Origin of the sequence: Neptunicella marina (assembly GCF_014270035.1) — a bacterium.
Lineage (GTDB): Bacteria > Pseudomonadota > Gammaproteobacteria > Enterobacterales > Alteromonadaceae > Neptunicella > Neptunicella marina.
The window spans coordinates 1-11,102 of sequence record NZ_JACNEP010000030.1 but is presented as its reverse complement, the minus strand read 5'-3'; the positions used below and the strand labels follow the sequence as shown (position 1 = coordinate 11,102).

Sequence of the window (11,102 nt, the reverse complement as noted above, 5' to 3'; positions counted from 1 at the left end):
GTGTACGTTTAACTCGTTGTTTATCTGCTGTTGTCATAATAAATCCTAAATGTGTAAACACATTTCAGGACAAGACACGGTATCAATAAAAAAGGTCGGCAAATGCCGACCTTTTTTATAATTAGTGACTATTTCTGACCATCACTACGATAACTCACCCTTAGTGCATCCAACTTGGCAAGCTCCGGAATGGATGAAGATATTTGTGTTTCGTAGTCATCCAGAATTTGTAATGAATAACATAACTGATCCGCACGAGCCTCAAGTTGATCACTTTGAGCTTCCATCTGACGCTCAATATCCTTACCAAAATTATCCATTTTCTTTTCAAATGCATCCATATCACCACCAAACATCATCTGCTTACCAATGGTAATCATGATGCTGCCCATGGATTTTTCGACAAGCGATTCAACTTTTTTCTCAAAACGTTGTGAAAACTCTTTGTCAATAAAGTCTCCGTCTTGCATTGATTTAGAATCAAAACGGACCGAACCATCTTCAGCGTAAAACTGACTTTGAACAGCAGTGCGCAATACGGAAAACTCACCGGTAATATCCTGTACAACCTGATCATCCTCTCCCAGCAAAGTGCTAAACGCCATACTGACACCCTTAGTCGCCAAATCTACCGCATCCAATGCAATATCTGCGGCTTGTGGGGCAATATTAAAGACCCGGGAATAATACTCGTCCATCAGTGTTTGCTGCTCTTTACTCAGCGACAACTTTTTACCATCCAGCCAGGCTTCATTCGCGCTTAGTGTCAGCTGTTTGTTATCCTGTAATGCGACTACCACCTGTTCATTGGCAATTTTTACATGCGCATCAAAATCAACATGGCACTCACCAGCAAATGCACTGTTAGTTAATAATGCTGCCGAAATTAATACTGTTTGCATAATAAATCCTTAGTTTTTGTTTTGCTTTTTCATTTACTGAGCAATTGCCGATCCAACTTTAAAATTTAAATATATATCAATAGGTTAACTAAAATAAATAACCAAACGTAACGCTACGCGATGAAGTGAATTAGTCAATTTAACAACTAGTTGGTCAAACCCGCTATATTCAGCTACAGAATTAAACGCGAGTTGGATTGCATAAAATTTGATATACACCAAAAATAATTAATGCATTTTTGTTGTTAAGCACTAATCCTGTCGCTTTTTTTGGTGCATAATATAGCCATATTGACAGCAATTGAGGATGTAACATGAGTAATTGGCCTGAAGCTTTTGTATTTGGCGCCGTGGTTCTTGCATTCGTTTTAGGCTTATCCAGCCTGATTATGAGCTTTTTAAATCAGCCAGTGGCGGATGCTGAAGAAAATATCAAAGTAAAAGTAGAATATGGCTTTTTTGGTGTGTCAGGTTTAATTATTAGTCTGGTGCTCGCTTACGCGCTGTAATCTATGTGTACATCTTAAAAAGGCGCACTGGCGCCTTTTTTTGTTTTTGTCCGATATAACAATAAACCAAAGATTCTATCCAGCAATCTATGGTTTTGTTATGTTCCCCTATCTCAATAGCAGTTTACCTTGTTCAGATAAGGATCATTAATGCAGTTCGACCAGCTTATAGACCGTTCTTCAACCTACGCTTACAAGTGGGAAAAATATAAAGGTCAGGACGTTATTCCACTGTGGATAGCCGATACCGAATTTAAGTGTGCACAGCCAATAATCGATGCAGTAGCCAAACGCACTGAACACGGTTTAATGGGCTATACGCTCCCAGCACACCATCAGGGTGCAATTGATGCGGTAATTAACTGGCTCGATCGTCAATATGGCTGGAAAATAGAGCAAGAATGGCTGGTCTGGACGCCTGGTGTTGTTCCCGCTTTCAATACCGCTATTGCAGCTTATTGCGAGCCAGGTGATAAAGTAATAGTGCAGTCTCCTAATTATCCTCCGTTACTTGCCGCTCCTGGCATCAACAAGATGCAACGTGTGACGATTCCAACACTTGAGCAAGATGGTCGCTGGATGTTGGATATGGCCGAACTTGAAAAACAGGCAGCCGATCCAGCCTGTAAGTTATTTATTTTATGTAATCCCATGAATCCGGTTGGCACCGTTCTTAATGAACAGGAATTATCGACTATCGCCGATATTTGTGAAAAACATAATGTGCTGCTGTGTAGCGATGAAATTCACTGCGACTTGATTCTGGATGAAGAAGCAACACATATTCCTGCCGGTAAACTTCCCGGTCTTGAATCGCGCTCGATAACCTTAATGGCGGCGAGCAAAACCTTTAATGTTGCTGGCCTGGGTACCTCTTTTGCCATTATTCCTGATGCAAAACTGCGCCAGCAATTTAATCTGGCCGCCAGAGGCATCGTGCCCTGGGTCAACATTATGGGATTGGAAGCGACACAAGCGGCTTTCACTCTGTGTGATGACTGGCATCAGGCACAGCTGGCTTATCTGCGCGACAATCGTGATTATTTGTACAACCAAATTAATCAGATTAATGGACTGCGTATGTTAAAACCGCAGGCCACCTTCCTCGCCTGGGTTGATGCACGTGAACTTAATGTGCCTAGTCCACAAAAGTGGGCTGAAGATAAAGGTGTGGGGCCTTCACCCGGAGCAGACTTCGCCGAGCCACAGTTTTTTCGGCTAAATTTTGGTTGCCCCAGAACCTACCTTGAACAAGCAATAGAAAGATTAAAAGCCTGATTTAAAAAGCCCGCTATTGCGGGCTTTCTATTTACCAATTAAACGTAAAAATTCTTCACGACTGGCTTGGGAATTACGCATCGCGCCTAACATCACTGATGTCACCATGGAGGAGTTTTGTTTCTGTACACCACGCATCATCATACACATATGTTTGGCTTCCATTATCACACCAACCCCTTTGGCATTGGTCACAGATAACACTGCATCTGCCACTTGTTTGGTCAGGTTTTCCTGAATCTGCATGCGTCTGGCATACATATCAACAATACGTGCAAATTTGGACAATCCAAGCACTTTGCCATTAGGAATATAGGCGATATGACACTGGCCAATGAAAGGTAATAAATGATGTTCACACATGGAATATAACTCGATATCCCGCACAATAACCATTTCATCAGTATCTGACTCGAATACGGCATTGTTGACAATCTGGTCTAATGATTGCTGATATCCGCTGGTAAGAAACTCCATCGCCCTGGCCGCTCTTTTAGGTGTATCCAGCAGTCCTTCGCGGCTTGTATCTTCACCTAACAAACTGATGATACTGGTGTAATGTTGTTGGAGTTGTTCACTCATCGGCTGCTCTGCCTTGTCAGATATTTGTTATTTTGTAATCGGAATGTAACATAAAAAGGCATGATGAACAGATGGTGTAATTTAAATTATTCACACACATTTTAACGACGTGCGCGTATAGTAACGGTTAAGGCTAACAGCTGATATTCACTATGCGTCACCAATTAAAACAACTTTATAACCGTTACTGGAAAACCGACTGTCGGTTTTGCCTGCAATTACGCTATGCCATACTTTGGGGCATTCTTATGTACTTTTTTCTAAATTGGTTTTGGTGGTAATGGATCCTATTTGTATTTCTGCTGACTCAAAACGCAACAGCTTAACCACAATGATTGTCGCGATTTGCTTATTTTTTGCTGGTACGATCTGGCTTAGCCATGTACCAGAATTTTTGCGCCTGCCCGGCTATTTTATTATCGCTGCTGCGATTGTTGCCCTAATCATTGCCTACAGCAAATATAGTCAGCCACAATACAGCCTGATTATACATCCTGATTATTTGTGTTATCAGCACCAGTACGGCCAATGGCAAATACACTGGCTGGACATTCAACGTATCGATCAACCCAAATTCCATGACGGGTTACACAGTCAGGAGCTCAACTACATTGGTATCAGACTCAAACATCCTACCAATGTACTGACCACAATTTCTCTGCGTCTGGCTAACAATCTGATGCTGCAACAGCGCCCATTATTATTAATGGGAGACGACTCGGAATGTGCTTCCGGTAATTGTTATGCCAGTAATTTAATTGAAAATGACCATTTTGATGATAAACAAGGTAATGTTTTTAAGGGTGTGCAAGCCATGTTTGCCAACCGTATGCAACGTTTGCGCAAAAATCTGGGATATGATTTATATATAGATGCCAGTGAATTTGATCGTCCAATCAAAGAAATGCTGGTGCTATTACGCAATTGTCAGCAACATGTTCAGTCAACAAACTGACTGCCTGTATCTAAAACCTGAGCACATTCCTGATTAAAATCATCCAGTAGACAATCGGCCAGTTGCACGTCATTTTCTTTAAGTGCCACTTCAAGATCATGACAAAGTGCCTGTAATTTCGGTACACCGGTATAACAGCATAGTCCGTGCAGAGCATGAACTTCCTGCTGGTAAGCCGGATAGTTTTTAGTTATTGCGGCCTGATTTATTTTCTGCTGATGTTCAGGTAAAGCTTGCAGAAAATCCTGCAACATCTGGCATGCCAGTTGTTCATTATCATGACTTTGCTGAACCGCTAATTGCCAGTCTACTGATTTATTTTGTTGTTCCGGCACCTGACACCAGCGATGAATAAGGTTAACCAATGCTCCCAGTTCAATAGGTTTAGCCAAATAGTCATCCATTCCGGACTCCATAAGCTTTTCCTGTTCTTCCTTAAATACATGGGCAGTTACCACGATAATAGGTGTCCCCTGATTTAATTCACTTTGACGAATTAATCGGGTTGCTTTAACTCCGTCCATATTCGGCATTTGCAGATCCATCAGGATCAAATCAAATTCTTCTTTTTCACAGCGGCTCACTGCATCCTGGCCACTTAGACTGGTATGCAATTGTACCGGGGAATTTTTTAGCCAGGTTGAGAGCAATCGTAAATTAAACTCCATATCATCTACTGCCAGAATACGAATTTCTGGTAATTGCTTCAGTAAGCTCTGCAGTTCTGTGGTTGGTTTTTGCGGCGACACCTCAAAAAGTTTGTGAAATTTGGAACGTGACAAAGGTTTTTCCAGGCACTGCTCAAATAACTCCCCCAGTTCCGGATGCTGTGATGGACGAAATGTCATTGGGTGTACCAGCACTTTGCGTTTAGCACTAATTGAACGGATACGCTCAATATCATCTGCTTGTGGAATTTTACTGGCACTCCAGAATAGATAATCAACTTCCTGTTGCGCCTCCAAAGGAACAATAATCGCGTCTAACTGTGCAAATAATTTTTGTTGTGCCCGATGGGTACTGGGGTAAGGTTCATAAAACTTCAGGGTCTTATTCGCCACCAGATTTAGTGACTGACTGTTTTCCTGTTCTTTTAAAGTTTGTGTACGGATAGTCGCGGTAAATAAACTGCCCCGGCCAGTTTCACTTTCCACTTCAATACGTCCATTCATCAGCTGAGTTAACTGCTGGCTAATGACCAGCCCCAATCCTGTGCCCTGAAACTCACGGTTGAGAGCATCATCAACCTGACTAAATGCTTTAAACAGAACTTTGCGCTGATTGGCACTGATACCGATACCAGTATCTTCAACCTGAAAAGTCAGCCACATAGAATTATGTTCCTGCCGACATCCCACTTGCAGACGCACGTGACCCTGCTTGGTAAATTTAATCGCGTTACCTAATAAATTCGTTAATACCTGACGGATGCGCGACGCATCCCCAACCAGCTTGCCGGGCAACTCATCACTTTCGAAAATAAATTCCAGGCCCTTATCCTGGGCAGTCTTGGCCATCAGCGTGGTTAATTCATCCAGTAACTGCAGTGGCGAAAAAGGCTCATTGGAAACCTGTAGTTTACCGGCCTCAATTTTGGAAAAATCCAGCACATCATTAATGATCAGTAACAGGTTAGTTGCTGCGGAATTGACAATTTTGGCATGTTCAAGACGATCGGCTTCAGTACCTGATGATTGCAACTCTTTACTGAAACCAAGAATGGCATTCAGGGGCGTGCGAATTTCATGACTAACATTGGCCAGAAACTGGGACTTAACTTCACTGGCACGGATTGCATCTTTTCTGGCGATATCCAGGTGGGCATTCTTTTCTTCAATTAATTCAAGATTCTGCCGCATTTCACGGGTGTAGGAAGCAATTTCATTTTCCATGTCCTGACGACTTTTATCCAGAATAGCAATAGAAAACAGCGCCGCTTCAATGCACACACCAACCTGAAAACAATACGTAGTGAAAGGATTGGAAGGTAAAATACCGACAAGCCCCAGCATACCGACCAACGCACAGGTCAGTAAAATACTCCAGGCGAAAATAAAATAACGTGCGGTAGCGTTGTGCCCTGCATAACTCTCAAAACCAGCGATGAGATACGTGGTAATGCCCATAATACTAACGGCATATACCAGCATATTTTGTGTGGCCTGTTCCAATATGCCCAGCATAGAAATCAGCGCCAGTAAAATTAAACAACCAATAACTATCCGAATGACCTGATAGCTGCGTGGAGCAGTTTGTTTGGCATTAAGAAAAGACAAGGTAAATACAGCAGCATTTAATCCCACCAGCATAAAGAGCAAATCGGTATGATCATTCAACCAACGACTGACCGCGCTATTAAACAGCATCTGGATATGCCCGCCCCAGACAAACTGCCACAGCACCACAGACAACACATATCCAACGTACGCCAGTGAAGACTTTTCTTTGCGTTCAAAATATAAAACCAGCGTATAAATTCCCAGTACTAATAAAGCACCGTAAAACAATCCCCACAGCAATGAATCAAGCATCAATAATTGGGTATGGTGAGACTTGGACTGAACATCGATAGGAACAACCCTGCTTACACTGTCAGATTGCACACGGATATATATATCAACCGGCGTTGCATCATCTAATGTCAGTTCAAGGGTAGGTAAACGGTATGGGTGATGCGTCGCCAGTTTTCCCTGTCTGGCCTGGTCAATCACCATGTTGTTGCGCACAACATAAAAATCGACAATATCATTTTGCGCGTAGGCAACATCCATTACCCACTGACTCACATTACTCACGTTGCTGATTTGCATGTGAAACCACAAACCTTTACGCGTCATACCATAATTTTGATTATTGCCTGTAGGCCAATCAAAGTTATTTTGCTGCTTAATGACATCTACAATACTCAGAGGCTGGTCAGTTTCATGCAGCACTTTGAAACTATTGCTAAGGCGAATACTTTGTTCAGTATTTATCAGTTGCACTACGCTTTGCGCATAAGTATTACCGGCGCATGCTATCCATAACAGTGCAATCCAATATAACCAACGTTTCATATTACGACCTTTAACAATTAATTCAGGTTATTAAAGCATTGCTCCGTATAATCAGGCAATGCTATGTTGAGAGCAATAAAACAATTCATACAGGGAGACAACCGTGACAGTTATGCACCGTGTATTAAACAGATTTATGTGGGTAATCATCGCTATTGCTTTTACCGCCGCCGCTAACGCGTTACCGCTGGAAAAATTGCAATTACCACAAGGTTATAAAATTGCGGTTTATGCCAGTGATGTCAAAAATGCCAGACAAATGGTACTGGGGGACAAAGGAACCTTGTTTGTTGGTAGCCGTCGGGCTGGTGTAGTCAATGCATTGCTGGATACCAATAACGACCACAAAATTGATCAGGTAATCGAAATTGCTAACGGATTAAATATGCCATCAGGTATTACCTTTAAAGAAGGCGATTTGTACATTGGCGAAGTACATCAGGTCATTCGCTTTAAAAATATTGAAAGTCATCTGCAAAGTCCGGGCAAACCTGAAGTAGTGGTATCAGATCTGCCTACCGACAAACATCATGGTTGGAAATATCTGGGTTTTGGCCCCGACAATAAACTGTATGTACCTGTAGGTGCACCTTGTAATATCTGTGACGCTAACGCTAATTATTCCTCTATTTTTCGCTACGATTTAAAAACAGGTAAAAAAGAAACGGTCGCCCGTGGTGTGCGTAATTCTGTTGGCTTTGACTGGGATCCAGCTACTGGTGATTTTTGGTTTAGCGATAACGGCCGCGATATGATGGGTGATGATATCCCACCTTGTGAAATTAACCATGTCACTGAGACTGGCCAACATTTCGGTTATCCCTATTTTCATGGGGGTGACATTGCCGACCCCGAATTTGGCCAGGGTAAAAACGCCGAAGATTATACTGCACCAGCCTTAAAAATTCAGGCCCACTCAGCCCCGCTTGGCATCCACTTCTATCGCGGAAATATGTTTCCAGATTTAAAAGGCAAACTATTAATTGCTGAACATGGTTCATGGAATCGCAGTAAAAAAGTCGGTTATCAAGTGACGGTTGCCACCGTCAATGGCAATAATTTAGTTGACCATCATCCTTTGGTAAGTGGCTGGTTAGAAGCAAATGAACAGGTTTGGGGACGCCCGGCAGATGTGACGGAACTTCCTGACGGCAGTTTACTGATATCTGACGATTCCGCAAATGCCATATATAGGGTAACCTACCAAGCTAACTAAGACAGTGACGAAGCCCGGATGACTATTCGGTAAACAGCAGGAAATTTAACAAGTCTATGAGTCAAGATACCATAATCAGTGCTGATGGCATCGAACAGCTGCCGTTAAGCCGTTTTACTGAAGATGCCTACCTAAACTATTCCATGTACGTGATCATGGACAGGGCATTGCCACACATTGGTGATGGTTTAAAACCGGTGCAACGTCGTATTATTTATGCGATGTCTGAGCTAGGTTTAAACGCCAGCGCTAAGTACAAAAAATCTGCGCGTACCGTGGGTGATGTATTAGGTAAATTCCACCCACACGGTGACTCAGCCTGTTATGAAGCCATGGTATTAATGGCACAGCCTTTTTCCTACCGCTATCCGCTGGTGGATGGACAAGGTAACTGGGGCGCGCCAGATGATCCTAAATCCTTCGCCGCAATGCGTTACACCGAATCTCGACTGTCTAAATTCAGTGAAATCCTGCTCACTGAAGCCAATCAGGGTACGGTAGACTGGGTACCTAATTTTGATGGTACCTTAGACGAACCCAAGATTCTGCCAGCACGTTTGCCGCATATTCTGTTAAACGGTATTACCGGTATTGCAGTAGGCATGGCAACCGACATTCCACCACACAATGTACGTGAATTAGCCAGTGCCTGTGCGCATATTCTGGATAACAGCAAAGCAGAGCTAAATGACGTTCTGCAATTTGTGCAAGGTCCGGATTACCCAACAGATGCCGAAATTATCACCCCCAAAGCAGATATAGAGAAAATCTACAGCAGCGGTCGTGGCAGCATTAAAATGCGTGCGGTTTTCCATCAGGATAATGGCGATATCGTTATTACAGCGTTACCTCATCAAGCTTCTGGCGCCCGAATTCTTGAGCAAATTGCCGCGCAAATGCAGGCAAAAAAATTACCTATGGTCAGTGATTTACGTGATGAATCAGATCATGAAAATCCAACTCGCTTAATCATTACCCCACGCTCAAACCGCATTGATGTCGAGCAATTAATGCAGCATTTGTTTGCCACCACGGATTTAGAGAAAAACTATCGGGTGAACCTGAACATGATTGGTCTGGATGGCCGTCCCCAGGTTAAAGATTTATGCAACTTATTAAAGGAATGGCTGGTATTCCGCAAGGATACGGTAGTCAGGCGCTTAAACTTCCGCTTAGATAAAGTATTGGCACGTTTACATATTCTGGAAGGTTTGTTGATCGCCTTCTTAAATATAGATGAAGTCATTCACATCATCCGTACCGAAGACCATCCCAAACAAGAGCTGATGAGTCGCTTCGGATTAACCGATAAACAAGCCGAAGCCATTCTGGAATTAAAGCTACGTCACTTAGCTAAACTCGAAGAAATGAAAATTAAAGGTGAGCAGGACGAACTTGCCGCCGAGCGTGACAAACTGCAACAAATTCTGGGGTCAGAACAACGCCTTAAAACGCTAATTAAAAAAGAGATTTTGGCTGATGCCGAAAAGTACGGTGATGACAGACGTTCGCCTATCGTTGCCCGCGGGGAAGCCAAAGCATTAAGTGAAAAAGAACTGGTGCCTTCAGAAGCGGTCACCGTAGTCCTGTCGCAAAAAGGCTGGGCACGTTGTGCCAAAGGCCATGACGTTGATGTACAAGGTCTAAGTTATAAAGCAGGTGATAGCTACTTAGCCAGTGCCAAAGGTCGCAGTAATCAACCTGTGGTATTTTTTGATACATCAGGCCGCACTTTCTCCTGCGACGCCCATGCATTACCGTCAGCCCGTAGTCAGGGTGAGCCGCTTACCGGACGTTTTAGTATTGTGGGCGGAGAAAATTTCGAACACCTGCTTATGGGCAAAGACGAGCAAGTCTATTTAATGGCATCAGACGCCGGTTATGGTTTTGTTGGCAAATTTGAAGACATGGTCAGCAAAAATAAAAATGGTAAAGCCTATCTAAGCCTGCCGACCGCAGCCAAAGTCCTGCCGCCACAGCCAGTTAATAATGTCGAAACGGATTGCTGCCTGGCGATCACCAATGAAGGCAGAATGTTGCTCTTCCCATTAAAAGATTTACCCAGCCTGGGCAAAGGAAAAGGCAATAAAATTATTAATATTCCTTCCGCCAAAGCCAAAGCGCGGGAAGAGTACGTGCGTGCGATCGCTGTGGTTCCAGAAGGTGCTGGCATCAAAGTAACAGCCGGCAAACGCAGCATGACGCTTACCGCTGACGATCTAAGCCACTATCAGGGTGAACGAGGCAGACGCGGTAACAAGCTCCCCAGAGGCCTTCAGCGAGTCGATAACCTTGAAGTGGAAAACAGCAAGCCGACTCCTGAAATTAACTCTGACCAAACTGCCACTATAAACGAAGAGTAATAACCCCAAACGCCTGATATTTAAATATTGGGCGTTTTTGTTTTACATCAGATTGAATGTAGCAAGCTTACACAATATTCCAGCCAGTAAAGAATCCACCTTCTGAAGAAGGTGGCTTTGTGTTAACCCCCTAAAAGGGGGCCTTCTAGTCCAGAGCAAGCTCAGCTTGCTCTTGCCTCTCCATTTTTTCCTGATGCCTAACATAACGACGAATTATTTCTTCGTTGATTCCTACTGAATC

8 protein-coding genes and 1 pseudogene are annotated in these 11,102 nt (G+C 43.2%); 5 read left to right on the top strand and 4 right to left on the bottom strand.

Annotated elements, in window-relative coordinates; all coding sequences use genetic code 11:
• Positions 1–128 precede the first annotated feature (128 nt).
• On the bottom strand, positions 129–902 hold the full coding sequence (locus H8B19_RS18585) for a DUF2884 family protein (RefSeq protein WP_186508622.1): 774 nt from the start codon (positions 900–902) through the stop codon (positions 129–131).
• Positions 903–1,216: 314 nt separating this feature from the next.
• Here H8B19_RS18585 and H8B19_RS18580 point away from each other — a divergent pair, with 314 nt between their 5' ends.
• Entirely contained in the window at positions 1,217–1,411 is a 195-nt protein-coding gene (locus H8B19_RS18580) for a hypothetical protein (RefSeq protein ID WP_186508620.1), read from the top strand.
• 150 nt (positions 1,412–1,561) lie between these two features.
• Positions 1,562–2,689 (top strand): MalY/PatB family protein, encoded by a 1,128-nt coding sequence (locus H8B19_RS18575; RefSeq protein ID WP_186508618.1) that lies wholly within the window; start codon positions 1,562–1,564, stop codon positions 2,687–2,689.
• A 27-nt stretch (positions 2,690–2,716) separates the two neighbouring features.
• Here the strand turns inward: H8B19_RS18575 and folE are convergent, their stop codons facing one another.
• Positions 2,717–3,271 carry a GTP cyclohydrolase I FolE gene (gene folE / locus H8B19_RS18570; protein ID WP_186508616.1) on the bottom strand — a complete coding sequence of 185 codons (555 nt, stop codon included), beginning with the start codon at positions 3,269–3,271 and terminating at the stop codon, positions 2,717–2,719.
• 280 nt (positions 3,272–3,551) lie between these two features.
• Between folE and H8B19_RS18565 the strand changes: the two genes are divergently transcribed.
• Positions 3,552–4,226, top strand: a complete 675-nt coding sequence (locus tag H8B19_RS18565) for a DUF2982 domain-containing protein (RefSeq protein ID WP_186508614.1) — start codon at positions 3,552–3,554, stop codon at positions 4,224–4,226.
• On the opposite strand, the gene H8B19_RS18560 is transcribed toward H8B19_RS18565, so the two are convergent.
• Positions 4,211–7,282, bottom strand: a complete 3,072-nt coding sequence (locus tag H8B19_RS18560; RefSeq protein ID WP_186508612.1) for a hybrid sensor histidine kinase/response regulator — start codon at positions 7,280–7,282, stop codon at positions 4,211–4,213. The genes H8B19_RS18565 and H8B19_RS18560 overlap by 16 nt on opposite strands.
• Positions 7,283–7,394: 112 nt before the next feature.
• Here H8B19_RS18560 and H8B19_RS18555 point away from each other — a divergent pair, with 112 nt between their 5' ends.
• Both H8B19_RS18555 and parC read left to right on the top strand, forming a co-directional pair.
• Entirely contained in the window at positions 7,395–8,498 is a 1,104-nt protein-coding gene (locus tag H8B19_RS18555; protein ID WP_186508624.1) for a PQQ-dependent sugar dehydrogenase, read from the top strand.
• 56 nt (positions 8,499–8,554) lie between these two features.
• Positions 8,555–10,861, top strand: a complete 2,307-nt coding sequence (parC, locus tag H8B19_RS18550) for a DNA topoisomerase IV subunit A (protein WP_186508610.1) — start codon at positions 8,555–8,557, stop codon at positions 10,859–10,861.
• A 145-nt stretch (positions 10,862–11,006) separates the two neighbouring features.
• Here parC and H8B19_RS18545 read toward each other — a convergent pair.
• Positions 11,007–11,102 (bottom strand): annotated as a pseudogene (locus tag H8B19_RS18545) (IS200/IS605 family transposase); the annotation flags it as partial.